Annotated in this window: 25 protein-coding genes and 1 pseudogene; 3 read left to right on the top strand and 23 right to left on the bottom strand. The window is 62.7% G+C overall.

Annotation, left to right across the window (positions count from 1 at the left end):
• Window positions 1-6 precede the first annotated feature (6 nt).
• The 19 genes from hypF to O1W68_RS04150 form a co-directional block, all read right to left on the bottom strand.
• Window positions 7-2289 carry a carbamoyltransferase HypF gene (gene hypF, locus O1W68_RS04235; RefSeq protein WP_269301612.1) on the bottom strand — a complete coding sequence of 761 codons (2283 nt, stop codon included), beginning with the start codon at window positions 2287-2289 and terminating at the stop codon, window positions 7-9.
• A complete protein-coding gene (locus O1W68_RS04230; protein ID WP_269301611.1) occupies window positions 2286-2537 on the bottom strand; it encodes a HypC/HybG/HupF family hydrogenase formation chaperone in 252 nt (83 codons plus the stop codon). The genes hypF and O1W68_RS04230 overlap by 4 nt, the downstream gene beginning before the upstream one ends.
• Before the next feature lie 5 nt (window positions 2538-2542).
• Window positions 2543-3055 (bottom strand): hydrogenase maturation protease, encoded by a 513-nt coding sequence (locus O1W68_RS04225; protein ID WP_269301610.1) that lies wholly within the window; start codon window positions 3053-3055, stop codon window positions 2543-2545.
• Window positions 3052-3171: a DUF6893 family small protein gene (locus O1W68_RS21570; protein ID WP_442972269.1), complete on the bottom strand. Its 120-nt coding sequence runs from the start codon at window positions 3169-3171 to the stop codon at window positions 3052-3054. Before O1W68_RS21570 ends, O1W68_RS04225 begins: the two co-directional genes overlap by 4 nt.
• On the bottom strand, window positions 3168-4538 hold the full coding sequence (locus O1W68_RS04220) for a hypothetical protein (RefSeq protein WP_269301609.1): 1371 nt from the start codon (window positions 4536-4538) through the stop codon (window positions 3168-3170). The genes O1W68_RS21570 and O1W68_RS04220 overlap by 4 nt, the downstream gene beginning before the upstream one ends.
• Window positions 4535-5206 (bottom strand): DUF6084 family protein, encoded by a 672-nt coding sequence (locus tag O1W68_RS04215; RefSeq protein ID WP_269301608.1) that lies wholly within the window; start codon window positions 5204-5206, stop codon window positions 4535-4537. The genes O1W68_RS04220 and O1W68_RS04215 overlap by 4 nt, the downstream gene beginning before the upstream one ends.
• On the bottom strand, window positions 5203-5841 hold the full coding sequence (locus O1W68_RS04210; protein ID WP_269301607.1) for a DUF5947 family protein: 639 nt from the start codon (window positions 5839-5841) through the stop codon (window positions 5203-5205). Before O1W68_RS04210 ends, O1W68_RS04215 begins: the two co-directional genes overlap by 4 nt.
• Window positions 5838-6785 carry a NifU family protein gene (locus O1W68_RS04205; RefSeq protein ID WP_269301606.1) on the bottom strand — a complete coding sequence of 316 codons (948 nt, stop codon included), beginning with the start codon at window positions 6783-6785 and terminating at the stop codon, window positions 5838-5840. Before O1W68_RS04205 ends, O1W68_RS04210 begins: the two co-directional genes overlap by 4 nt.
• Window positions 6786-6796: 11 nt before the next feature.
• The gene (locus O1W68_RS04200) at window positions 6797-8593 is read right to left on the bottom strand and encodes a nickel-dependent hydrogenase large subunit (protein WP_269301605.1); all 1797 of its coding nucleotides are present in this window, start codon (window positions 8591-8593) and stop codon (window positions 6797-6799) included.
• A 52-nt stretch (window positions 8594-8645) separates the two neighbouring features.
• Window positions 8646-9701 carry a hydrogenase expression protein HypE gene (locus tag O1W68_RS04195; RefSeq protein ID WP_269301604.1) on the bottom strand — a complete coding sequence of 352 codons (1056 nt, stop codon included), beginning with the start codon at window positions 9699-9701 and terminating at the stop codon, window positions 8646-8648.
• A gap of 126 nt (window positions 9702-9827) precedes the next feature.
• Window positions 9828-10574, bottom strand: coding sequence for a hydrogenase nickel incorporation protein HypB (gene hypB, locus O1W68_RS04190; RefSeq protein WP_269301603.1), 747 nt, complete (start codon window positions 10572-10574; stop codon window positions 9828-9830).
• Window positions 10575-10578: 4 nt separating this feature from the next.
• Window positions 10579-10908, bottom strand: coding sequence for a hydrogenase maturation nickel metallochaperone HypA/HybF (locus O1W68_RS04185; RefSeq protein ID WP_269301602.1), 330 nt, complete (start codon window positions 10906-10908; stop codon window positions 10579-10581).
• Between the two features lie 83 nt (window positions 10909-10991).
• Window positions 10992-11789 (bottom strand): energy-coupling factor ABC transporter ATP-binding protein, encoded by a 798-nt coding sequence (locus tag O1W68_RS04180; RefSeq protein ID WP_269301601.1) that lies wholly within the window; start codon window positions 11787-11789, stop codon window positions 10992-10994.
• Complete coding sequence (gene cbiQ / locus O1W68_RS04175; protein ID WP_269301600.1) at window positions 11786-12565, bottom strand: cobalt ECF transporter T component CbiQ; 780 nt, start codon at window positions 12563-12565, stop codon at window positions 11786-11788. Before cbiQ ends, O1W68_RS04180 begins: the two co-directional genes overlap by 4 nt.
• A gap of 2 nt (window positions 12566-12567) precedes the next feature.
• A complete protein-coding gene (locus O1W68_RS04170; protein WP_269301599.1) occupies window positions 12568-12930 on the bottom strand; it encodes a PDGLE domain-containing protein in 363 nt (120 codons plus the stop codon).
• On the bottom strand, window positions 12927-13643 hold the full coding sequence (locus tag O1W68_RS04165; protein ID WP_269301598.1) for an energy-coupling factor ABC transporter permease: 717 nt from the start codon (window positions 13641-13643) through the stop codon (window positions 12927-12929). The genes O1W68_RS04170 and O1W68_RS04165 overlap by 4 nt, the downstream gene beginning before the upstream one ends.
• Window positions 13644-13735: 92 nt before the next feature.
• Window positions 13736-15454 carry a SulP family inorganic anion transporter gene (locus O1W68_RS04160; protein WP_269301597.1) on the bottom strand — a complete coding sequence of 573 codons (1719 nt, stop codon included), beginning with the start codon at window positions 15452-15454 and terminating at the stop codon, window positions 13736-13738.
• Between the two features lie 44 nt (window positions 15455-15498).
• Window positions 15499-17049 (bottom strand): ABC-F family ATP-binding cassette domain-containing protein, encoded by a 1551-nt coding sequence (locus O1W68_RS04155; RefSeq protein WP_269301596.1) that lies wholly within the window; start codon window positions 17047-17049, stop codon window positions 15499-15501.
• A 131-nt stretch (window positions 17050-17180) separates the two neighbouring features.
• Complete coding sequence (locus O1W68_RS04150) at window positions 17181-17723, bottom strand: hypothetical protein (RefSeq protein ID WP_269301595.1); 543 nt, start codon at window positions 17721-17723, stop codon at window positions 17181-17183.
• A gap of 76 nt (window positions 17724-17799) precedes the next feature.
• On the opposite strand from O1W68_RS04150, the pseudogene O1W68_RS04145 reads away from it, so the two are divergent.
• From O1W68_RS04145 to O1W68_RS04135, 3 genes and pseudogenes are all read left to right on the top strand, one after another.
• A pseudogene (locus tag O1W68_RS04145) lies at window positions 17800-19622 on the top strand (penicillin-binding transpeptidase domain-containing protein).
• 97 nt (window positions 19623-19719) lie between these two features.
• On the top strand, window positions 19720-21366 hold the full coding sequence (locus tag O1W68_RS04140; RefSeq protein WP_269301594.1) for an NTF2-like N-terminal transpeptidase domain-containing protein: 1647 nt from the start codon (window positions 19720-19722) through the stop codon (window positions 21364-21366).
• Window positions 21367-21402: 36 nt separating this feature from the next.
• Entirely contained in the window at window positions 21403-22140 is a 738-nt protein-coding gene (locus O1W68_RS04135; protein WP_269301593.1) for a sulfite exporter TauE/SafE family protein, read from the top strand.
• Window positions 22141-22152: 12 nt separating this feature from the next.
• Here the strand turns inward: O1W68_RS04135 and O1W68_RS04130 are convergent, their stop codons facing one another.
• The 4 genes from O1W68_RS04130 to O1W68_RS04115 form a co-directional block, all read right to left on the bottom strand.
• A complete protein-coding gene (locus tag O1W68_RS04130) occupies window positions 22153-23601 on the bottom strand; it encodes a peptide MFS transporter (RefSeq protein ID WP_269301592.1) in 1449 nt (482 codons plus the stop codon).
• Between the two features lie 45 nt (window positions 23602-23646).
• Complete coding sequence (locus tag O1W68_RS04125) at window positions 23647-24069, bottom strand: DUF3054 domain-containing protein (protein WP_269301591.1); 423 nt, start codon at window positions 24067-24069, stop codon at window positions 23647-23649.
• A 59-nt stretch (window positions 24070-24128) separates the two neighbouring features.
• The gene (locus tag O1W68_RS04120) at window positions 24129-24680 is read right to left on the bottom strand and encodes a YceI family protein (protein ID WP_269301590.1); all 552 of its coding nucleotides are present in this window, start codon (window positions 24678-24680) and stop codon (window positions 24129-24131) included.
• Window positions 24681-24808: 128 nt separating this feature from the next.
• Entirely contained in the window at window positions 24809-25993 is a 1185-nt protein-coding gene (locus O1W68_RS04115) for a lysylphosphatidylglycerol synthase transmembrane domain-containing protein (RefSeq protein WP_269301589.1), read from the bottom strand.
• Window position 25994: the final 1 nt, after the last annotated feature.

The raw sequence follows: 25994 nt of genomic DNA, 5'->3' as shown, positions 1-25994 counted from the left end.
CTCCTTTCACGAGGCACACCCGATCAGAATCTGACCCAGCGCGAGCCCTCCGTCGTTCGGAGGCAGTCGGTGTGGATGCAGCGCAACGAATCTCGCAACGCGCAGTGCCTGCATGGTGGAAGAGAGGAGAAGCGTGTTCTGAAAGACACCGCCTGTCAGAACGACGGTATCGAGCCCGGTCGACGATCGGCCGTACTCGGCTACGTGTACGACGGCACTGGTCACCGCGTCGTGGAAACGAGCAGCGACGACGGCCGGCGGAACCCCTGCCCGGATATCCCTCACCACCGCACTGATCACGGGAGCGCAATCCACCGTGCCTCCGTGTATGGAGAAGTCGTACCGCATTCCGTCGCAGTCGACGCCGCGGGCGAGACTCTCCATTTCGATGGCTGCCTGAGCTTCGTAGTCGACGACATGTCGGATGCCGGCCAGAGATGCGACGGCATCGAACAGTCGGCCCATACTCGAAGTGGGCACGCATCCGAAGCCGGTCTCGAGCTGGTGGGAGAGTGCTTTGCGTTCGCCGGGAGGGCATGCCTTCACACTGGAAAGATCGTCCGACCAGTCGATGCCCGCTGCACGCAAGTGCGACAGTGCCATTCGATAGGGGCGTTCAACGCTTGCGTCGCCACCGGCAAGGGGGACGTAGTTCAGATGCGCCAGACGCTGGTATTCCTTGTAGTCGGCGATGAGGACCTCGCCGCCCCATACGGCGCCGTCGGGGCCGTATCCGGTTCCATCGAAAGCGAACCCGAGGACTTTCGACGTTCCGGCGAGTCGGTGTTCGGCCATGACGGCGGCAATGTGGGCGTGATGATGTTGCACCGAACGAATCGGACGATCACCCGCATGTCGCCGCGCCCACATCGACGAGCGGTAGCCGGGATGCGCATCTGCGATCAGCTGAACAGGTGCCACACCGGTCAGTGCCTGCAGATGAGTGGCCGTGGTCGCAAAATTGTGCAGCGTCGCCAGGTCGTCCATGTCGCCGACATGTTGGCTGACCCACGCGTAACGTCCCTCGGCAACACAGAGGGTGTTCTTCAGATCGGCTCCCACCGCCAGGGTCGCGGGAACGTCGAAGGGAAGCGATAACGGTAGTGGTGAATACCCACGTGATCGGCGTACTGGTAGTTCCGCGCCATCGACCACGCGAACGACCGAATCGTCGCACGCGAGGACGATGCCACGATCGTGATCGAGCCAGGCGTCCGCGAGTGACGCCAGTCGATGCAGCGCATCGTCATTGTCGTGGACGATCGGTTCGCCGCCGAGGTTCCCGGAGGTCATGACCAACGCGGTGGGCCCATCCTCGTCACCGGTGAGGCCGAGGAGGAGATGATGAAGTGGCGAGTACGCGAGCATGAGTCCGATGTCGCGATTGCGGGGCGCGACCGAGCGAGCTACTTTCTCGTCGATATCGTCCCGCTTGGTCACCAGCACGATGGGCTTTCGTACGCCGTCGAGTAGTGCCTCCTCCTCGGCGCTCAGCATGGCCAACGTGCGCGCGGACGCGATGTCGCGAACCATGACCGCGAACGGTTTGGCGCCACGCTGCTTTCGACGACGAAGAGTCCGTACTGCGTGCTCGTTCGCCGCGTCGCATGCCAAGTGGTAGCCGCCGATCCCTTTGACAGCGAGTATCCCGCCACTTTGCAGCAGCGCGCGGGCCTGGCTCAGAGCTTCCTCGCGGGTTCGGCTGATACCTGAACCGTCGATGAATCTCACTGTGGGACCGCAGTGGTGACATGCGATGGTCTGGGCGTGGAAGCGGCGATCAACGGGGTCCCCATATTCGGCGGCACAGTGCCCGCACATCGGGAATGCCTTCATGGTCGTGGTCGCCCGGTCGTAAGGCAGGGCCGTGATAATCGTGAAACGTGGGCCGCAGTTCGTGCAGGTGATGAACGGGTGCCGGTACCGAGCATTCACCGGGTCTGCCAGCTCGACCAGACAATCACTACAGATCGCAACGTCAGGCGACGCCAAAGTGCGGCCACCGTCTGCCCTTCGCGTCTCGGCAATGTGAAAACCGTTCCCTCCCTGTTTCGGTATCGACTCCACGACAACCGATTCCACCAGCGCCAAGGGCGGCGGTCTATCATGCAAACGGAGCTCGAATTTGTCGAGATCGGCGGTCTCGCCTTCCACTTCGATCACGACGCCGGCACTGTTGTTGCCTACGCTGCCCGAGAGTGCAAGCTCGGACGCGGTCGTGTAAACGAAGGGCCGAAATCCAACGCCTTGTACGACGCCACTGACTGCGAACCGTCTGCGAGCTCTCATAGCGATGGATCCTCCCGCGCTCGGCCCATCAATTCGAGTCCAGTCATTGCTTTCTCGGCGCCTGCTGCGTCGGTGCGTTCCACCGCGAAGCCCATATGGATGATTACCCAGTCGCCCGCAGTGAAAGTGTCCTCGGGCATCATCCCGATGTTGACCTTGCGGAGTTCGCCTACGACATCGACGAGCGCAAGCTGGTTGCCGTAACCCTCCAGCATTCGCACCACCCGACCGGGGATCCCCAAGCACACCGCGATCAACCCCTCGCTTCGGCCGAAGATTCGGCAGTTGTGACGAGCAAGTCGACGGTGTCGAGTACCAGCTCTACTGCGTCGTCGACGACAGCAAGGAGCGGGGGAGACAATCCGATCCCATCTTCGACCGAGAAGACTTGGCAGCCGACTACGATTGTCCGAGGTAGTTCGCCGCCGAGCGCTCCGAGTGAGATCAGAACCGAACCTGGATCCATGCTGTGCGGGTCCACCGCGCCGCCGTCGAGATCCTCGGCGGTGACTTCGAAGGCGCGAAGTGTGCCCGGACTGCCTCGATCGGGCACTGCGTCGACGATGATCAACTCCTGCGGGGCTGCAATATCGGCACTACCGAGCAGGTCGTAGGACAAGTGCATACCTCGGATGCCGTAGTCGACCGCGCGCACCCCGGGAGGTAGCGTGCGACCGCCCATCCTCCGCAGCACTTCGGGACCGAAGCCGTCGTCGCCGAGAAAGATGTTGCCGATGCCTGCGACGAGGATCTGTGGGGCGCTCACATCTGACGCATCCGTAGATACCGTTTGATGTCCGGGATCGACCGAACACCGACTAGTGCTGCGGCCAGCACCAGGACACCCACCAGAGCGGTCGCTATCGTTCCCACCACGTTCATGACTGACTCTCCCTTCGATTGCCCTGCGCTTCGAGCGGCTCGATTTCGTCCGGCGCGAAATAGAGGTACCGGCCGTACCAGTCGTGCAGATCTGCCGCCGGATCATCGAGCAACGTGACGCCCACATGAATGTCGCCGTCGACATCCGCGTGCACCGTTGCGACCCGAGCGGTGCGACCTGCCGAGAAGAGATCCTGCGCGTCGGCTCTGCGTGAGGGCCGCAACCGGACGAGGCAGCCCTTCGACACCCGGACGCCGTTCACGAGTACCGCGTCGACATCCGGTCGTACAGCGGTATCGGCTTCGGGATCCCACCACGGAACACCCTCTGGCAGTTCGGGAACCAGCCCATCCTGATCACGGAGCACGCCGTGTAATTGCTGCAATGACTCCGGTGACATCGACTCGCACCGGTCGATGATCTGTGCGGCAAGCGGATCGGTGGCACGGGCCTGAGCCTTTTCCTCGTCGGTCAGCGTCAGAATTCGCAATGTCAGAATCTCGTCGATCTCGGTGGAATCGAACAATGCCCCGTCGCTTTGCGTTGCGATCTCGGGATAGTCGTACAGGATGATCGGGGACGCGAGTATCACGTCGGTGGCGCCCAGGGCACCGGACAGCACCGGAAAACATCGACTCTGCGTGCACGACGCGGCGATGTCTACCGCGTTGTCGGGCGGCTCGAGGAGCGAGACGAACTCCGCATTCTCGCACGTGAGAAGCAGGTGCGCGCCGATGAAGGAGCACCGAACGGCACCGGCGCTGTCCAGCTCCTCCTCCCGATGGTCGTTCTCGACAGTAATCTGCACCTTCGCGAACTCCGAAGCGGAACCTGCATCGCTACGGTTGCACTGCAATGAGATTCGGCCTTTCAGTGGGTATCGGGTGCGCGCGATCCGCCCCACCACCGAACCCTCATCGTCCTCGATGAATTCGATGTCACGCCCACCGGGCACGTCGATCGGAACATACCGCGGCTCTACCAGATCGCTGAGAGAGTATCGATCGAGTGTTATCTCTTGTGAGATGGCTTCGTCCCAACTGAGCCACCTAATCGATCCGACCGTCATCTCGGGCACCTCGACGAACGTCGCGTCCGAGGAACGCATCTCGATGCTGCGTACCTGCAAGTGCAAAAATCGTAGAGTGACCACGAGTGATCCGTCGCCTCGTACGACGCACTGGGTGGACATCGTCGATTCCTCACCCATTCCCGCTGCCGCCGCACCGATCGGGCCGAGTACACCGAACTGCCAACGGGACTGGTTCTTCTGCGAGCTCGCCCGGTAGGGATAGAGCAGGTACCCCTCGTAGAGAACAGCATCCGCGACGGCTCGAGCGATCTCGAGATCGCTTCGCGCGGTCATTCGGTGACCTCATCGATCCCGATGTGCGCAGACCTCACCAGTTCGACGACAGCGTCGTCGAGGCCAGTCATTCCGCGCTCCGATCGATAGGCCGACAGGGCGTAGAGCGTATCTCTGTCCAGCCGAATCCAACCGGTGTTGGGAAAATGCATGTCTACCAACCGTCGCCATGCCCGCACCGGAAGGTCGAACCTACATTCCCTGTCCCATGGGATCTGTTGCACACCGAACCCGTTCGAGCCTTTCGTGAAAACAGTTCCGCTGAAGAGCATTTCGAGCGGAATGCTCGCATCGTGACCATCCCGCTCCTCCTCGAGTGCATGCAGATACTTCGACGACGCCACATCGAAGTCGTAGGTGCACAGCATCGGGAGGTCCACGTCACACGAACCGGAAAAGCCCTGTACCACCGTGCTGCACTGCATCCACAAGAACGAACGCAACGTGGACGCCCAGCGCTCGCGCCCACCGAACAGGTCGACCATTCCGGCAGCCTCGGCATCGGTATACCGTCGCCGATGCGGCTCGATACGTACTTGGCATCGCAGTGCCAGTGCGTGAATCTCGACGCCCGTGCTTTCCTCGATCCTCAGCTGCACAGTCAGATTGGGCGCCACCGCATATTCTTCGGGGACGATGTCGATCACGGAGAACGACAGCTGCGTCATGATGGTGCGTCCGAGACGACCGCCTGAGCCGGGCGACTGCGAGCGTTCACGGCCGCGAAAAAGTTCTCGATCTCGCGGTGCGCGTCCTGGCCGCCGTCGAATCCGCGCCACAGTCTGCGCAACGTACCGACCAACTGATAACAGGCGTCGATCGGAACGATATGGCAGGTGATACCACCATTCGTGCGAATCAGAAGCGCCTCGACATCGTCAGTGAGCAACGCCAACTGCGGGTTCGCTGCGAGCACGTTGTCCCAGGCCTCGAGTGGCAATTCCGATTCGGTGGCACCAGCGGGACCAGGGTAGAACGCGACTGTTCGGTCGAGCGTCGAATTGCGAAAGAAGAAGGCAAGGCCGACCGGTATCTCGAGCTCCTCCCATTGGCCAGGACCCAGTTCGAACTCCGGAAAGGACACGTATCGATCCGGAACAGCGCGATATCGCAACTCGGCACTAGCGTCGGTGAACAGTAGATAGCATCCCCGGCACACGCACATCAGTTGACGCGCTTGTGTGTTGACCACGTGCTGGTGTTCGTCGCCGATCGGTTCGGCGCACATCTCGCAGCGTTCGCCGACCGGGGCCGTCGGCTTCGTGCGCGTAATGCGATTGAGTGCGCCCAGCGGTCCGGTCATGGTCGTGCCCCCACGCGCGCGCTGGGCATCGCCACCGACAACACGCCATCTTTGACGAGCACGGGCAACGGATCGAGGTGTAGTCCGGGAACGTCGAGCCCGGCTCCGGCCCCTCGCACATCGTAATGCGCACGGCACGTGGGGCATCGCAGTACAGCATCCCCGACGGGCCTACCGGCTCGGCGCGCCATCGCAGCGCCCGCGAAGCTGCCCTCGCAACGAGGGCACCTGTCGAGATAGGCGTACCAGGTGTCGCCGATTCGCGCGGCGACGAGCGCGCTGCCTGCGACGGTGAATCCACCGAGCTCACCGTCTACGAGGTCGGCCAGTTCGGGTACCGCCGACCAGGCGCCTTCCACCGCGGTATGTGCATGAACCTTCGACATCAGCGACTCGCTCGAGAACAACGACCCGGACGACGATGGCCCGGACGAACCGCTGCCCAAGGAAGCTGGGTCCGTGGTGCGGACCTCGATGGACGTCGTTTCCGGAGCAGCCGCCTGCACGGCATCGGTGACCGCCAGTTCCAGTGTCACCGAAGATGAAGGGCACGTCTTGCAGCTACCGAGCAGTCGCAGGGTCACGACGCCGTCCTGCACGCCGATCAACTCGACGTCGCCGCCGTGGGAACCGAGGTAGGGGCGCACGCCGACAAGTGCAGTCCGAACACGAGTCTCGACGTCGTCCGGATGCAACCCGTGCACCAGCAGGAGGCTGGCGATCAGGTCGTCCTCCACCATGCGCGTGCTCTGCTGCGGCCCCGCCGCGGCCAGGATGCGGGCGAGTGCCTCGCCGTAGAGGTCGGCTACTTCTCGGACGAGTTGTTCGGCGCGTTCGCGCGCGAGAACTCCACCGGTGGACAGGCCGTCGACGAGAGCGTCGATACGCTCGCCAGCGCTACGCCATGCGTCCGGTGCACCACCCCTCACCGCATCGGTGTCCATGCGCGCCTCCGTCATTCACCGGTGACGGATTGGGTAGGTGAGTGCAGCTTCTCCAGGGTCTTGCCGTCGCCGAGGTACATGTGCACGCCACATGGCAGGCAAGGATCGAAACTGCGCACGGTGCGCATGATGTCGATGCCCTTGAAGTTGTCGCGATCGTTCTCCTCGAAGATCGGCTGACCCTGTACGGCGTCTTCGTATGGACCCGGGGTGCCGTACGTATCGCGGGGATTGGCGTTCCACGGAGTGGGTGGGTAGGGGTGGTAGTTCGCGATCTTGCCGTCGCGAATAACCATGTGGTGCGAGAGAACTCCGCGCACCGCTTCGGTGAATCCGCATCCGATACCCTCTTCGGGAACCTCGAACTTCTCCCACGTCTTGGTGCGGCCCGCGCGGATTTCCACGAGAGCCTTCTCTGCGAAGTGCAGCGCCGCTGCCGCAGCGTAGGCCTGGAAGTAGGTACGCGCACGATTGCGCTCGATGGTGTTGCTACCGTGCTCCGGGATTCTCCATTCGAAGCTGACCGGGCCCTTCAGCGCTGTCTTGGGGAGATTGATCTGCACGCTCTGGCCGGTCGACTTGACGTATCCGATGTCCACCAACCCGGCAAGTGCGGTGTTCCACAACCGCGCAAGCGGCCCGCCGCCGGTGTCGAGTGCCAGATGCTCTTTGCCGTCGAACCAACGAGGTGACATCACCCAGCTGTATTTGTCGTCCATGTCGCGCTTCTGGGGCTTGGGATTGGTGTGCTGATTCCACGGGTGCCTTCGGTCGACAGGATTGCCCAACGGATCGTTCGTTACGAACATCTCCTGGTCGGTCCAGTCTTCGTAATAGGACGACCCGAGCAGAATGCGGATACCGAGATTGATGTCGACCAGGTCGGTGGTGATCTGCTTGCCGTCCACGACGATGCCAGGGGTAACGAACATAGCGCGTCCCCAACTGGTCATGTCCTTGTAATCGAAGTTGCATACTTCGGGATCCTGGAACGAACCCCAGCAACCGAGCAACGTGCGTCGAAGTCCGACCTTCTCGTACCCCGGGAGCGCTTCATAGAAGAAGTCGAAAAGGTCGTCGTGCATGGGTACGACCTTCTTCATGAATTCGATGTAGCGCATCAGTCTGGTGATGTAGTCGGTCATCAGCTGAATTGTCGCTACTGTTCCGACGCCCCCGGGATAGAGCGTCGAGGGATGAACATGTCGACCCTCCATGAGACAGAACATTTCCCGGGTGGAGCGGCTGACAACGAGCGCCTCGCGATAGAACTCACCGGTGAACGGATTGAGCGAGCGCATGATGTCCGCGATGGTGCGATAACCGTGTTCGCCCTCGTGCGGAGCCCGGGTGTTCTCGGCCTTGGCCAGCACACTCGGATTGGTCTCCGACACCATCCTTTCGCAGTAGTCGACGCCTACCAAGTTTTCTTGAAAGATGTTGTGGTCGAACATGTATTCTGCAGCTTCGCCGAGGTTGACGATCCATTCACCCAGGTGCGGGGGTTTCACTCCGTACGCCATGTTCTGCGCGTAGCACGAGCACGTCGCGTGATTGTCTCCGCAAATTCCACAGATGCGGCTGGTGATGAAGTGGGCGTCGCGCGGATCTTTCCCCTTCATGAAGATGGAGTAACCCCGGAAGATGGACGACGTACTGTGGCACTCGACCACCTGTTTGTTCTTGAAGTCGATCTTCGTGTAGATACCGAGGCTTCCGACTATTCGAGTGATGGGGTCCCATGCCATCTCCACCAAACCGTCTTTGTCGGTTGCCTTGTGGGACGGGTTGGGGATGGTGGCAGTCATCGAGGGCCTCTTCTTCGGACTCGCTTCGGTGTGTGATCGGGTCGGTTACGCGTCACCACGTACGGGTGGCACCGGTCTGGAGTGTGCGGCCGGGCTGCCGCCATTTCGGCTCCTCGTCGACCGTCTTGCCGGTGATGTGTCGCAGACTGCGAATCACCGACCCATACATTCCCGACGCAGTGGTGGAGAGCTTGCCGCCCGGGGGTTCGTCCATGAACGGCATGAATTTGTCGGGGAAACCGGGCATCGTGCATCCGATGCAGATTCCGCCGACATTGGGACATCCGCCGATGCCGTTCATCCACCCGCGCTTGGGTACATTGCATTTCACGACCGGGCCCCAGCAGCCGAGTTTGACGATGCATTTCGGGGAGCCGTATTCGGTGGCGAAGTCGCCTTGCTCGTAGTAGCCGGCGCGGTCGCACCCCTCGTGCACCGTTTGGCCGAACAACCATTGCGGACGAAGTGCGTCGTCGAGCGGGATCATCGGTGCTTGACCGGTCGCCATGTAGAGCAGGTATGTCAGAGTCTCCGACAGGTTATCCGGTTGAACGGGGCAGCCGGGGACACACACGATGGGTATGTCCGCCTTCGACTTCCACTCCCAGCCGAGGTAGTCGGGGACACCCATGGCGCCCGTCGGATTGCCCGCCATGGCATGGATCCCGCCGTACGTAGCGCAGGTTCCGGCGGCCACGATCGCAGTAGCTTTCGGCGCCAGTCGATCCAGCCATTCGCTTGTGGTGATCGGTTGGCCGGTATCCGGGTCGTTGCCGAAGCCGCACCAATAGCCCTCGTCGTGCAGCGCTTCGTTCGGAATCGAGCCCTCGACGACGAGAACGAATGGCTCCAGCTCGCCGCGATCCGCCTTCCTGAACCATTCGAGGAAATCGTCGGCTCCACCTTCCGGCCCGCACTCGAAGTCGATGAGTGGCCAGTGCACGGCAACCTGGGGGAGTCCGGGGAGGGCGCCGAGCGCAATTTCCTCGATGCTCGGCTGGGTGGCTGCCGTCAAGGCCACCGAATCTCCATCACAGCTGAGTCCGGCATTGATCCACAGCACGTGGATGAGCGCCTTTTCGGCATCGACTGCTGCCTGGGTGGGCATGGCGTCCACTCTCCGGGGCCACGGGGATACCCCTACATCACCGGAGTCGACCGTCGGCTTGCTTGTGTGATGTATATCACTTTGTACTCTTGCTCACCGAATGTGTCAATGAGAAGGGTGACCCGATCAATGCTCGGCGATCCATTGGTACCAATCGTCCATTCCGTCACCGTTGGTCGCTGAAGTGGTGATGATCTCGAGCTTGCGATTGATCGACTGTGCATGCTGCGCACAGGTTTTCAGATCGAAGTCGACATACGGAAGCAGGTCGGTCTTGTTGATGATCAATAAATCGGCAGCCGCGAAAATATGCGGATATTTGAGTGGTTTGTCGTCACCCTCGGTGACGGAAATGAGGACCACCTTTCCGTTCTCCCCGAGGTCGAACATTGCCGGGCACACCAGGTTTCCCACATTCTCGATGAACAGCAGTGAACCTGAAGCGGGAGCGAGTGTATCGAGTGCGCCACGCACCATATCGGCGTCCAAATGGCACCCGGAACCCGTGTTCACCTGCACCACAGCGCATCCAGCTGCCTTGATGCGATCGGCGTCGAGCAATGTCTCCTGATCGCCTTCGATCACCGCAATCTGTCGGGACTCGCCGAGGTGTCGAATCGTGTGCTCGAGAAGCGTCGTCTTACCGGCTCCGGGTGAGCTCATCATGTTGAATGCGGTGATTCCGCGACTCGCCAACCAGCCCCGATTACGCTCGGCCAACTGATCGTTCTTCGCCAGTACTTTCTGCTCGAGAGTGATGGTTTCGGTGGGCGGGTGTCGATGGGGATGTTCATGGCCGTGTTCGTGTGGATGTTCGTGGGGCAGGGTGATGACGGGCCCACCGTCACCGTCGCATCCGCAGGTTGCGCACATCAGTTCAGCTCACTTCCATCGATAGAATTCTCAGTTCTCGACCCGAGGTCACCTCGACGTCCGCGCTACCGCATGGGCACAGCAGGATCGAGTCGGCCAGCGCGAAATTGGTGTTGCACCCATGGCAATGGGCGCTGGCGGCCGTCTCGTCGATGTCCAGTCGAGCGCCCTGCATCACAGTTCCCTCGGTGATCAGTTCGAAGCAGAACTGCATCGAATCGGGGACGACGGCGCAGAGCCGACCGACCTGCACCCGCACGCTCGCAACGGTCCGCCCCGCGGCGCGCTCGCACGCCGCATCGACGATGCACTGTGTGATCGACAGTTCGTGCATCACTCCATAGTGCGCTCAGCACAGGTCGAGCGGTACTCGTTTGGCATCGTAGTTTTCACCTCGACGCAAGTTCTGCCTCGCTATCAGTGATTGCGATCCGGGCGGGGAGTCGACGGCGAAACCGCTGTCCAGGAGCGCTCGCCATGGTCAGGGGGAATGCTGAATCCCCACGGTAGTTCGAGCCGATGCCGAGCCAGCATTGCGTGGTCCGAGAATATGTCGGCAGCACGACCGTCGGCGACGATTATCCCGCGGTCCAGAACGACCACGCGTTCGCACAGCTGCGCGGCGTAGGGAATGTCGTGCGTGACCAGCAGCATCGTGGTGTCGAGCGTCATCAGTGTCTCGGCGAGCTCACGCCGCGCGACGGGGTCGAGGTTGGCCGATGGCTCGTCCAAGATCAGTACGTCGGGTTCACACGCCAGTACCGATGCCAAGGCAACTCGCCGACGCTGGCCACCGGAGAGGTGAGCCGCACTGCGGTCGGCGTTGTCGAGCATTCCGACGGATTCGAGTGCGGCCTTCACTCGCTGCGACAGTGCCTCGCCGGTGACGCCGAAGTTGGCAGGCCCGAATGCGACGTCCTGAGCGACGGTCGGCATGAACAGTTGATCGTCCGGATCTTGAAACACGATACCGACACGTCTTCGAATATCCTGCAGTGCAGCACGTTTCAACTCCACTCCACTGATTTTCACGCTGCCCGACGTGGCAGTGAGAACGCCGTTGAGCTGAAGCATCAGTGTGGTCTTGCCGGCTCCGTTCGGGCCGAGAATTGCCACCCGCTCGCCGACGCGGATGTCGAGGTCGATCCCGGCGATCGCTACTCGTCCGTCGGGATAGGAGAAGGTGAGTCCGCGTACCTCGATGGCGGGCTTCACGCGAAGACCCAGGCGCAGAGTGAGATGGAGACAGCGAGATATGCGGGCACCAATCCCACCGACCAGGATCTGATATCGGCGGGGGCAGCGACCCCAGCGATCCCCGGCATGTCCGGGATTCGGCCGGTGAAGCCACGTGATGCCATCGACAGGTGTACCCGCTCGCCGCGTTCGTACGAGCGGAGGAACAGGCCGCCGACGCCACGTGCGGTGGCGCCGACCTGGTGAATCGCTCGCGGAGAATCGCCACGTGAGAGCCGAGCGTTCCGCATCCGGGTAGCTTCTCCGGCAAGGAGATCGATGTAGCGCAACATCAGCACGAGGATGGTGGTGACGAGTGCCGGCACGCGCAGCCGAGTGAGCCCGAGCGGAAGATCGCGTGCATGCGTGGTGGCGGCAAACGTGAGTGAGGTGGCGACGCCGAGCGTTCCTTTGACCACGATGCCCCATGCCGCCCACAGTCCCGGTTCCGACATCGAGACACCGAGGACGGACACCCGTGCGCCACCCTCGGCGAACGGAAGTAGTACCGCGAGCACGACGAACGGCAACTCGATGATCATGCGAGGCAGTATCCACCGCAGCGGGATACTCGCCCAACGCCAGACACACATCAGTAGAAGTGCGTACATGGCAAAGGGCCAGAACATCTCTCGCGGCGTGGCCACTATCGCCAGGACGGTGATGAGAGCGCACACTATCTTGACCTCGACGGGCGCGCGGTGCACAGCGGAGGAGCCCTCGCGGTAGAGGGGGTGCGCATGACCGGCACCCACGGTCAGTCTTCTCGACTGGCAGCAGGCTTACGTGCGCGGGCAATCAGCCAGAAGGCTCCGCCTGCGAGAGCAAAAGTGGCGGAAACCCCGATAACGCCCGCGACGCCCGTCAGCCCGTCTCGGCCGCCGACCGTGTAGTCGGCCAGGGGTGAGCCGGTCATCGTGTGATCGGTCTCGCTCTGCGCGATGCACGATCCGGTGAGTATTTCCGCACCATCGTCGGTCTGGACGACCTCGCACCCACGCAACGTAGCGGAGTCCAGGCCGTCGGGATGTGAACTGGCGAAGTACGACACGAAGCCGGCCACTATCAGTGCTGCGAGCGCAAACCAGAGATAGAAGCGCTTCGCCGAGGACGTCGTCATCGCACGCGCTCCTGAGGTGACGGTGCGGTACGTAGTAGGTAGACGAGGTCCGGCCGAGCGCGCGCCACAGCGACCACAGTCAGCGCCGTGAGCAGTCCCTCTCCGATTCCGATGAGGACATGGGTTCCCAGTATGTAAGCGGCGACGGTATCGAGTGAGATTGCTGCGCTCCCGCCGATCCCGTATTCGACAACGAACCCCAAGGATGCGGCGACAGTTCCGCACAGTGCGGCGAGAAAGGCGACGGTCCCGAGGCCGCCCAGTGATTGTCCGGTCGGTGTACGTCTGCGCAGAAGTATCGGACGTAACAGCAGTGCAACTCCGTAGCCGACGCACACTCCGATCAAGGCCATGTTGGTGATGTTGGTGCCGAGTGCGCTCAAACCGCCGTCGGCGAACAGGAGCGCCTGCACTACCAGGACGATGGCCACGCAGAGCGCGCCGGTGAAGGGCCCGACCAGGATTGCGGCGAGCGCGCCTCCCAGGAGGTGCCCGCTGACGCCGGCAAGGATCGGAAAGTTGATCATCTGGACTGCGAAGATGAATGCAGCCACGAGACCGGCCATCGGCACGGTCCGCTCGTCGAGTTCGGCGCGGGCCTTCCACGCGCAGAAGCCAATGCCCACAATGGCGATCACGCCGAACAGGGCCGACGTCGGAAGATTCACGATCCCGTCGCTCATGTGCATCGCGACAACGTTTTCATCGACCATCGGAGGAGCATACCGCCAACTATCGACACTTGTTCAGTTGTTCAGATGACTTTCCGAAGCACTGCCCGAGACCGCGTCTTCGTTCGCGCCGATCACGGCTGGCCCGCATGCCGGTGGAAGTCCTCCACGGCTGCTTCGACGGTGGGGTAGAAACGCGTTCTGTCGAATCTGCCGCCGACTCCGAAACGGATGAGTCGATCCTTGATCGGACCCTTCATCTCGGCAAATATCAGCCGAATCCCGCGACTCTCCAAATTTCGATCGAGGTCGACGAGTTCGTCGACGGCGGTGGTGTCGAGTCCGGTGATGGGCTCGGCGGCGATGACTACCCATTCGACCGGGGACGGCGCGTCCGCCACCACCGAGCGCACGTATTGATCGAAGATCTCACCGTTCGCGAAAAAGAGAGGCGCGTCGAATCGAACCATGGCCAGCCCTGGGATGCGCTGCCCGTCCGGATGCCGCTCGATGTCGTGGAAGCCAGGACGGTCGGTCGTGCGGACCAGTTCGGTGCGGTACGGCTGCCATGCCCGTACGACCACTGCGAGGAAGGAAAGACCTATCGCGACAAGGATGCCCTGCAGCACGCCTACGAGGGCGACCCCGAGGAAAGTGGCTGCGGCGAGAGCGAATTCGACTCGGCTCATATCCCACATGCGAACCATGCCGCGCACGTCGATCAGCGCCCCGGCCGCGACGATCACCACTGCTCCGAGCGTCGCATCGGGCAGATACGCGGTGACGCCGGGTGCAACGAGGACGAAGAGCAGGACGGCAAGCGCTCCCACCACGCCCGCCAATTGGGTACGGGCACCGCTCTGTTCGGCCACCGGGGTCCGCGACCCGCTGGCCGAGATGGGGAAGCCACCGAACAACCCGCCGGCAATGTTGGCGACACCGATCGCTTTCATTTCGGTACTACCGTTCACGTCCTCACCATGCCTCGCCGCGAACGTGCGAGAGAGCACACCGGTGTCGGCGAACGCAATCAGTGCGATAGCTGCCGCCGGTCCGATCAGATGTCCTACATCTTGCCAGTCGACGCCGCCGAACGACGGCAGCGGAAGCCCGGACGGTAATGCGCCGACCATCTCGATGTCCTCGGTGAGTCCGAGTATCGCGGACAGGACGATCGACCCGATCACGGCGACCAGAACCCCGGGGATGCGGTGGACCCATCGCTTGAAGATCGGGATGACGGCCAGCGAGGTGATGCCCACGGCGGCTGCAATGGGGTCGATCTCGCCCGCCGCGATCAATTGTGCGGTCTCCTTGGCCTGGCCGAGGACGCCGGACGCATCGACGGAAAATCCGAGCAGCTTGGGTACCTGCCCGATGACAACGATGAGCGCGATCGCGTTGAGGTAGCCGAGCCTGATGGGTTTGGAGAGCAGTTCGGTCACGAAGCCGAGCCGAAGGAATCCGCCGAGTACGAGGATGAGTCCGACGAGAACTCCTAGAATCCCGGCCAGCGCGAGTGCGCTCTCCGGGTCGTCGGTCACTGCCAGCGGGATTACCGCCACTGCGATGAGCGGCGCAAGCGAAGAGTCGGGGCCGAGGACGAGAATTTTCGACGGCCCCACGACGGCATAGGCGAGCAGCGGAACGATCGTGGCGTACAACCCGGCGTAGGCGGGCAACCCGGCCGCCTGCGCGTAGCCCATTCCGGCTGGGATCAACAGGGCGGTGAGGACCAGCCCAGCTGTGATATCGCTGCGGAGCCATGCGCGCTGGTAGGTCCTGGCGGTGGCGATTCCGGGCAGCCGGCCGAGACTTGCCGTCCACGCCTTGGTCCCTACCGTCCGCGACATGGCATGAGTATCGACCCTGGAGCGGATCACCGTGGTGATTGGGTCTAGAGCTCGATCCATCGCGTCGGTGCAAGGCTGCGCAGAAACGGAAGATCGTGGCTGGCCACGACGAGTGCGCCCTCGTAGGTCGCCAGCGCCTCGGTGAGGTGCGCTCGGCCGGCGATATCGAGGTTGTTGGTCGGCTCGTCGAGCATGAGCAATTTCGGTGGTGGCTCGGCCAGCAGGATGCGTGCCAGCGCTGCACGTAGTCGCTCGCCGCCGGATAGCGTGGAGGTCACGGCGTCTGCGTCGTGACCACGAAAGAGGAACCGGGCCAGTTGGGCGCGAATCTGTTCGTTCGACGCGTGCAGAGCCACGTCGGCAACGTTCTCGACCACCGTTCTCGATTCGTCGAAAACGTCGAGCCGTTGCGGCAGGTAGCGCCACGGTACCGAGGGGCCTGCGGATTCGAGCTTTCGCAGCAGTGTCGTCTTGCCGCTGCCGTTGGGTCCGATCAGGGCGATCCGTTCGGGACCGACGATCTCGATCTCTTCGGTGACGACTACCTTCTGCCCCGTGTGCACGTTCGTGAATGGAAGATGGATTCTTATCTCGCGGTCATCACGCAGGCGGTCCTCGGCCGCGCTGAGCACAGCCTGCGCGTCGGAGACCTTGCCCTCGTGGGCTCCGCGTAGTTTTCCGGCGGAGACCTGTGCCGCGCGCTTTCGGGCGCCCATGACGATCTTCGGTTCGCGTTTCTGCTCGAACATCCTCTTGCCGTAGCGAACCCGCTTGTCGATCTTCGTCCTGGTCTCGATCAATTCGCGTTTCTGTTTGCGCACGTCATTCTTGGCATCGCTGAATGCGGCTGCCGCTGATCGCTGTTCGGCGTCGATCACCGACCGATAGTGCGAGTAGTTGCCGCCGAACGTCCGGATGGTGCCCACACCGTCGCGCTCGGCGCGCACTTCAGCGGTGCTGTCCATGATGTCGAGAAGTTCCAGATCGTGGCTCGAGACCACGAGAACCCCCGGAAACTCCAGTACGACAGAGTGCAACCGCGCACGGGCGTCGACGTCGAGGTTGTTGGTCGGCTCGTCCAACAGGAGCACCTCGGGTTCGGCGAGGAGTTCGGCGGTCAATGCCAGCAGCATCGACTCCCCGCCGGACAACGTTCCCAGCGTGCGGTCGAGATCGTCTCGCGTGGAGACGATGTGGTCGAGTCCGACCTTGTCGAGCAATGCGACGGCACGATCCTCGGCATCCCACCGGGACCCCACTGTCGAAAAGTCGGATGCGGTACCGTCACCGGACTCGATGTGCTGCAGTGCTTCTCGAATCCCACGAAGACGGAGGACCTCGTCGACTCGCCGGCCGGGCGTCGAAGTGACGTCCTGCGGCAGGTAGCCGAGTTCCCCTTCGGTGCTGATCGACCCGCGATGCGCCTTCAGTTCACCGGAGATGAGTCGGAGGAGTGTGGATTTTCCCGATCCGTTCGATCCAATGAGACCTGTTCTGCCGGAGAGGAATACGGCGTCGAGGCCGTCGTAGACCTTCTCGCCGTCCGGCCAGGTGAACTCGAGATCGGAAACGCGAAGGGGGGATGAAGTAGGCATAGGTGCTCCAGAGGTGTGCGTGCGAGAGTGCAGGCGTAAGAAACCTCTAGAAAAGCAAGTGCCTCTCCGAATCTGTTGGCGACGAAGGCGAAATTCAGGCTAGACCGAGACTGCGGGCCTCGCAACCCTATTTACGACGGACCCTTCTTGCGTAGGTCGTCCACAGTGCTCATGGCTTCGCGTAGTTCGCCGAGCCACTCCTGCGTATGCTCGCCGACGAGCTTGACCGCCCACGCCACAGCGTCCGCGCGTGAGCGCGCCACACCGGCGTCGACGAGAGTGTCGAGAACCTTGCGCTCGGGCTGGCGGAGCCTGGTCATCACCGGAACCGCGAGGTGAGTGAAGAGCACGGCCTCACCATCGACGGCGACGCCCCACGCGATCTTGCGGCCGTACCGTGCCTCCGCCTCGTCGGCGATCTTCATCCGGTCCGCTCGCGTCGTCTCGCGGAACCGAGCGATACGGCCCTCGGTGGTCGCTGCCGAAGCGTCGTCGGGCGTGGGTAGTTCACCGATGACGACAATCTCCTCGCGGTCCACCTCGACGGTGGCCGCACCGGCGAACCACTCGTCGGGCAGTCGGCCGGCGAACCACTGCGCCGCATCCCCGGCATCGGGTGCGTCGGCTTGTTGCCACCCACCGGGGCGGCCGAACTTGTGTCCTTGGTGTCTCATGTCGAATCCTTCGTTGGTTGTGTACTTTCTAATTACATGATTACACCGTAAATCCAATATCCGCCACAACTGAGGCATGATCGTCCCCGTGCTCACTTCGAAGAGAACGGTGTCCGCCCTCGTTGCCGTCACCGCGCTGCTACTTGCCGGTTGCTCGGACGGCGGTCCGCCGGAACCGCACACCACAGCCCAGCAGTTCGTCGATGCCGTCAACGGTGGAAATGCCGAGGCAGCCGCCGCGCTGACGACGGACCCGGCCGCCGCTGCAGCAGCACTGGCGGGCCTGTACAACGGTCTGAGTGCGGGGGGACGGTGACAGCGACACCCGATTTCACTGTGGAGGACACTTCCGCGGAAGGCGGGACGATCACGCTGGACGCCACGTGGCGCTTCTCGACAACGCAGGACGGCACCGAGGAGCCGGACGGTGAACCGAAGCAGTGGCAATACGACACCACGGCAACGGCCACCGAGACCGACCAAGGCTGGCGGATCGACTGGGACCCCGCAGTGTTGGCCCCGACGCTCGCGGCAGACAGCACCATCCGGTTCACGCCTACCGATGCGCTCGTGAGCGCCAAGGTGTTCGATCGTGCCGGGGGCGAATTGATGTCACAGCAGGTCGTGAACCTCGTGAACGTCGACGCGACCGCCGATCCTGCGGCCGTCGCAGCGCTCCTGACGCCGATCGTTCCGACGATCACTGCACAGTCGATCGCAGCCGACGTCGCGGGTGCGCAGGGTAAGACGGTGACTCTCGTGTCGTTGCGAGCGTCCGACGTCGACCCCATTGCTGCGCAGCTCGCCGCAATGCCGGGCGTGACGCTTGCGCCGCAGGCCCGGCTCCTCACTACCGATCGCGCGCTCGCGTCACCAGCGCTGAACGGGATATCAGAGCTGTGGCAACAACAACTCGACGCCAACAAGGGCTGGTCCGTTCAGTCGGTCAAGGCCGACGGATCCGTCGAACCGCTGGCGGGAATCGACGCCCAGCCCGCACCGGATATCGCGACGACGCTGGACTCCGCCCTTCAGATCAAAGCCGAGAACGTTCTCGCGTCGTTGCCGCAGCAGGCTGCGATCGTCGCGTTGCAGCCCTCGACCGGCAACGTGCTCGCCGTCGCGCAGAACGCTGCGGCGGATGCCGAAGGCCCGATCGCGCTGACAGGTCTGTATCCGCCCGGTTCGACGTTCAAGACAGTGACGACGTCGGCTGCTCTGGAGGCCGGGACGGCGACCCCCGACACGATCCTGCCGTGCCCAGGAACCGAGAACATCGAGGGCCGCCAGATTCCGAACGAGAACAACTTCGATCTAGGTGAGGTTCCGCTGCACACGGCATTCGCCCGATCCTGCAATACGACGATGGGCCGCCTCGGCGTCGGACTTCCCGCCGACGGATTGCAGCAGACGGCACTGCAGTACGGCCTCGGCGTCGACTATGTGACGCCAGGGTTGACCTCGGTCACCGGCAACGTCCCTCTCGCCGCTACGCCGGCGCAACGCGTCGAATCCGCCATCGGCCAGGGGCAGGTGACGGCGTCACCGTTCGGGATGGCTTTGGTCGCGTCGTCGATCGCGAGTGGCGCGTTGAAGGCTCCGACGCTTCTCGACGGACAGCCCGGTGTAGCGAATACGACGCCGAAACCTGTGGATCCGCAGGTAGCCGAACAGGTGAAGGCGATGATGCGCGAGACCATCACCAATGGCACGGCCACGCAGTTGCAGGACATCCCCGGCCTACTGGGTAAAACCGGAACCGCCGAGTTCGGGCCGAACAACGAGATCGCGCACGGTTGGTTCGTCGGGATCGCCGGTGATCTTGCCTTCGCGGTCTTCGTAGCGGGTGGTCAAAGTTCGGGTCCCGCGCTCGAAGCAGCGGGTAAGCTCCTGCGGTAGTGGGCCGGCAGGCAGATACCTGGTGTGGCCCAATCGTGACCGGAGTGTATGTCTGTCGTGCTTGTTACCCTTGTGGCTACAGTGAATATTGTGACCCATGAGTTCTGGAAGGTCACTGATGCCTCGTCGTATTCGTGTCCGATATGTGGTGGCGCTCGGCGCAACGTTGGTTTTGGCCGCTTCACTTGCGACGTGGACCCTCGACCGCCCCACGAGCGGGGCCGAATCCACGGTGTCCGACTTCGTTGCGGCGCTGAACGATCGTGACGTCGAAGCGGCCGCTGACCTGACTTCGTACCCCAACGCTGCGGCGACGTCGATCTCACAGATGTTCGACGGCCTGTCCGCAGGCGGAAAATCATCCTCGCAGTTCGAACTCTCGCAGTTCATCGACCTCGACCAGGACTCGGGGTTCTTCACCCTCGGTTCTGCGTGGAACTTCGGTGAGGGCAAGGACTGGGAGTACTCGACGCGCGGCAGCACGAAGAAATTGAGCGTCGGCTGGCGGATCACCTGGGAGCCGGAAATCCTCGCACCGGGCCTGGCCAGCGCAGTGCACTACACCCGAACGGACGCGCCGCCACCCCTGGTCTTCGACGCTGCTCAGAACGTCCTGATGAGCGAACGCACCATCAACGCCGTCTCCCTCGACCCAGCGCAGATGCCCGACCCGACAGCGTCCGCGTCGCGACTCGCCGACGTCATCGACGTCGTAGCGCCGTTGATCACCACCGAGTCGCTGACTTCTGAGCTGAATGCAGTACCCGGTGCCCCCGTACTTGCGGTGAACCTGCGCGACGACGACTTCGCGGTTCTCGAGGACGATCTGCGTGCCATTCCTGGAGTCGTGATCTCGCAGACACCCAAACTGATCGCGGGCGATCGACGCATCACCTCCCCGTTACTCGACTCGATTCGCGACGCCTGGCAACTCGGCCGCGACGCTACGTCCGGTTGGGCAGTGGATGTCGTCGGTGCCAACGGAGTTCCGGTGCGTCAGGTGGGTTTCCAGGGCCCCGCGGGTCCTGACCTGCATGCCACGCTCGATCCTCGGATTCAGTTGGCCGCCGAGGATGCCGTGGTCAGCGTCGGGACCTCCGCGTCGATCGTGGCAATCGTGCCGTCGACCGGCGCCATTGTCGCGGCTGCTCAGAACAGTTACGCCAACGAGCAAGGGCAGATCGCGTTCTCGGGGATGTATCCGGCGGGATCGGCAACGGCATTGCTCGACGCCCTGCAGTCCGGTGAGAACCCAGGCACGCCGTCTCAGCTCGGCCTCGGGGTCAACTACTCGATGCCCGGACTCGACGCCTTCGCCGGTCAGCGTTCCGGACCTGGTGGGTCGATCGATCGGATCCGGTCCGTCGGAAACGAGAGCTCTGCGGAGGCGATGACGCCGTTCGGCCTGGCTCAGATGGGTGCGGCGATCTCCCGCGGAGCAGCGCCCCTCCCGTCGATCGTCGTCGGTCAGACCGCCGTCGCCGACCAGCCGACCGATTCGATTCCCCCTGAAGCCCTGGCCAGGCTTCGAGGGATGCTGGTGGACTCCGCTCGTGCCGAAGGACTCGACGCGTATGCGGGTTTGACAGGTTTCGCTGGTAACAGTGGCGACGACCGGTGGTTCATTGCCAACAGAGGTGATCTTGCGTTTGCCGTCTACATCGAGGATGCGGACGGAACGGACCAGGCCGTGAAGATGAGTACTCGACTGATCCGAGGCATGGACTCCGGCATTGCCGAGTAGACCTTCGATTAGTTAGCCAGGGTAGCTTTAGCCCTTGTGTCTGTACTGCATTTCGGTCTGCTCATCGTCGCCGGTTACTTCGCCGGCCTCGTGGGCTTCGTGACCGGAATGGCGTCGCTGGTGTCGTATCCCGCCTTGCTGGCTGTCGGGTTGCCTCCGGTGAGCGCAAACGTCACCAACACGGTGGCGATGGTCGCCGTCGGCGTCGGCGCAACGACGAATGCTTCGGCCGAACTTGCCAAGGACAGCAAGCAGCTGGTTCGTTACGCCGTTTATTCGGCAGCGGGTGGGCTTGTCGGTGCCGTTGTTCTGCTCGTTGCGCCCGCCGGATCCTTCGAGTTGGTGGTGCCGTTCCTCGTTGCGTTCGCTGCCCTCGCGCTGCTACTGCAACCGAGGATTCGAAAGCTGTCCGGAAATCGACAGTTTCCGACGCTGTATCCGTTCGCACTGTTCTTGGTTGCTATCTATGGCGGGTATTTCGGGGCAGGTGCCGGGGTGATCTTCCTGGCGCTCGCCCTGATCGCCACATCCGAAACGATCTGGCGCGCCAGCATTCTGAAGAGTTTCTTTCTGGGCGTCGCAAACCTCGTTGCGGCCGTCATCTTTGCTTTCTCCGGCCAAGTCGACTGGCTCGCTGCGCTGGCGCTGGCGATAGGGGCCTTCTGCGGTGGCTACTGCGGCCCGCCCGTGGTCAAGCTCATCCCCCCGACGTTCCTGCGCATCGCCGTCGGAATCCTTGGGCTAGGGCTCGCAGCCTGGTTGATGTGGAAATAGCCAGGGGCGTTGCTATTTCACACCGCTCATCATTTTCTTGATCCACGGTGTCAGTCCAACCAGCGCCACGGCGACCGCGATGGATGCGGCTCCCACGCTGTAGAAGAACGGGTTCGGATTGTCCTGGTCGTAGTAGCCGGCGAGAGTGCCTGCCATGGCCGAACCGAGGGCAACCGAGAGGAAGAACAACGCGACCATCTGCGTGTGGAAGTTCTCCGGTGCGAGTTTGGTGGACAGTGACAGGCCGACAGGGGAGAGGAACAGTTCCGCGAAGGTGAACATCAACAAGATGCCGATCAGAGCGAGCAGTGGCATGTTTTCGCCGGCGAGGGCGGGTACGAATGCGAGGAAAGCGACGCCCATGATGCCCACGCCTGCAGCGAACTTCAGGGGCGTCGAGGGCTGACGGTTACCGAGCTTGGTCCACATTGCGGCGAAAATGCCCGCAAAGATGATGATGAACACCGGGTTGATGGACTGCACCCACGACGGCGGGAACTCCCAGCCGAAAAGATTTCGGTCCAATTCGGTGTCGGCGATGAGCGGCACTGTGGTGAATTGCTGCTGGAAAAGCGACCAGAACGCAGCACTGGCGATGAACATCGGAATGAACGAGATGACCCGACGACGCTCGATCGAGGTGATCTTCTTGCTGGACAGGATGATCGCGAAGTATCCGATCGCCGCGACGATCGTGACTCCGACAACGACGCTGGACAGGTTCGAGGCTTTGATCGCCCCGAATGTTGAGAGCAGGGCGATGCCCGCGATTGCTGCCACCGCGATCGCGACCCACTTGGCTCGATCGGTCGAGGGGAGCGGATTTGGAGCGACAGCACCGATGCCGTGCAAATGCTTCCGGCCGAGCGTGTACTGGATGAGGCCGAGCCCCATACCGACTGCGGCCAGCGCGAAGCCCGCATGGAATCCGATCTTGTCCCAGGCCAAGCCGGTGAGCAGCGGGCCGATGAACGCGCCGATGTTGATGCCCATGTAGAAGAGTGAGAAGCCGGCGTCCCGTCGAGGGTCCTTTTCCTCGTACAGGTCTCCCACCAAAGACGTCGCATTGGCTTTGAGGCCACCGCTACCGAACGCGACGAGGATCAATCCGACACCTACCCCCAAGAACCCCGGGAGCAGTGCCAGTGCGATGTGGCCGAGCATGATGAGGATGGCGCTGTAGAACAGGGTGCGTTCGGAACCGAGAAGTCGGTCGGCGATCCATGCGCCGAGAATCGTCGACAGGTACACGGTGCCGCCGTATGCGCCGACGATCGATGTCGCCGAGCTCTCCGGGATTCCGAGTCCGCCGTCGGACACCGAGTAGTAGAGATAGAAGATGAGGATGCCTTGCATCCCGTAGAACGAGAAGCGCTCCCACATCTCGACACCGAACAGATTCGCCAACGCGAATGGCTGCCCGAAGAATCCGGTGTCCTGCTTGTCCGTCACATCGGCCATGACAGAACTGTCCCACGTGCGACGGCCCCGAGGGGGCCGTTGGGGTCAGTTTTTCCGGGCGGATACGGCTCGCGCGAGGGCGCGCCAGCCTAGAAGGAACAGCGCCAGCACGGTCGTGGCGACGACGACGAAGCTGAAGGCAGTGCCCTGCCCGCTGATCGCCCGCAGCACCATGCCGATCGCGACGGTGGACACCCAGACGATGATGCCGGTTGGGAGAAGGAGAAACGCGTCGAACTTGTTGCGGTAGAGCGCCCAGGTGGCGGCCCAGCCGACGACCGCGCCGATCAGGAACGGCCAGGCGGTCGTCGCCAATCCGGCAAGTGCACCCGACTCGTCGTGGCTGCGTCGACCGACGGCGCAGAAGATCAGCACCAGAACGAGATCTATGACTGCAGGAATGTAGATCGGGGCGAAACGACCCGGTACGGCGGCGATGATCGGGTTGCGCTTGCTCACCGGTCCCATAATAGAGAACGGGCCCGCCGACAGTATGTCCGCGGGCCCGTTCTGGTGAAAATGGCGATCTAGGAAGCCAGGCCTGCTTCGATTTCGAGGGTCAGTGTGATCTTGTCGCCGACGACTGCGCCGCCGCCTTCGAGAGGCATGTCGATGGTGAGACCGAAGTCGCGACGGTTGATGGTGGTGGTGGCTTCGAACCCGGCGACCGGACCGTTGCCCATGCCGGCGTTGACGCCGTTGAACTCGAGTACCAGGTCGATCGACTTGGTCACGCCGTGCAGGGTGAAGTCACCGGTCACAACGAAATCGGAACCCTTGGGCTGTACCGACGTCGAGACGAAGGTGGCGGTCGGGTACTTCTCGACCTCGAAGAAGTCGGCAGTCTTGAGGTGGCCGTCGCGCTGCGCGTTGTCGGTGGTGATCGAGGTGACGTCGATTTCGGCGGCGACGGAAGGAGTGCCGTCGGCGGCAACGGTGATCGTGCCGGTGAAGGCCTGGAAACGGCCGCGGACCTTGCTGACGACGAGGTGGCGCACGGAGAAGCCGACGGTGGAGTGCGAAGGGTCGATGTTCCAGGTGCCTGCGGACAATTCTGGCAATGCGATCGCGGCGTTCATGTGAGCTCCTCTAGCTGTGGGGTTGAAGGTTCAACTTGTATAGTACATAAGCGGACCGGGGTCCGCATCTATTCCCGGATGTCGAATAAAAAAGGCCGATCACAGTTCGAAGTGGGAGGGAAAGCCCGTTATCCAGACTCGGGATCGGCGTTGTCCGCCCGCGGCGGAGCTTCCCGAGGCAGCCGTGACCCTTCGTGCAGGTCCCTGGTTTCCCGTTGTTCGACGGCTTCCCGCTGTTCGACGGCTTCCCGTTGTTCGACGGCGATGTCGTATTCGAGGTTCTCGTGCTGGTGGTTGCGGAACACGACGAGGAAAACAACCCAGCCGACGATCGCGACGAGGATGAAACTGACACCGCGATAGACGAACGCGGCTGCGACGGCCTGTGACGCGCTGATGCTGGCCGCGCTGGTGAGAAAGGCGATCAGGGTGGCGTCGACGATGACGAGCCCACCCGGCGCGAGCGGCACGGATCCGACGGCCTTGCCTGCGGCGAAGGCGATGAGCAGACCGGAGAGTCGGGGGTCTGCACCGACGGCGAAGCAAGCGAAGCCGAGGCAGGCGACGTCGGCGAGTCGGTGAACCGCCGACCACGACACGGTGAGCACGCCGTCGCGTGTGCCGAGTCGAACCGATTGGACTTGTTCGATGATCTCGTCGATACGCTTCGCGCCGGTATCGGTGGGCCGGTTACGGAAATCGTTGATCTTGCGCAACGTCCACTGGGCCGTGCTGCGTATCGCCTGCGGGTGTGCGGAGATGTACCGCACTCCCAGGACGATCAGGATGACACCCGCAATTGGCAGTACCAGGGTGAACGTGTTGACCGATCCACCCACGAGGAGGGCGCCACCGACGCCGAGGAGTGCGAGCCCCGCCGCCGCGATGACTCCGGAGATCGCGAGCTGCCAAGAGGCGACTACCGGACTCGCGCCCCACCGTCGGGTCTCACGGTAGGTGAACGCGGTGGAGAAGACCTGTCCGGCGGGCAGCGTCAGCGACATGGCAGTGCTGCCGTAGATGACCGAGACCGACTTGGACTGACGGACGCGAACTCCGCCGGCTTCGAGCAGTTGCTTCTGGACTCGGCCGAACGCGCTCAGTGAGAGTGCTTGCGCAAATACACATGCGGCGAGCCAGCCCCAATGAATCTCGGTGAGGGCCTTCCACGACTCGTGCAACCGCGGCCAGAGGTAGATTCCCTCGCCGATGAGCAGTGCGAGCAGGGCAATCCCGACGACCCATTTGAACCAGCGGAGACGATTCCGTTTCCGTGGCCCGTCGGCAACGGACTCCGGTCTTGGTTCGGCCACC

This window comes from Rhodococcus sp. H36-A4, from assembly GCF_027158005.1.
Classification (GTDB): domain Bacteria; phylum Actinomycetota; class Actinomycetes; order Mycobacteriales; family Mycobacteriaceae; genus Rhodococcoides.
This window is presented reverse-complemented; position numbering and strand designations above follow the sequence as displayed.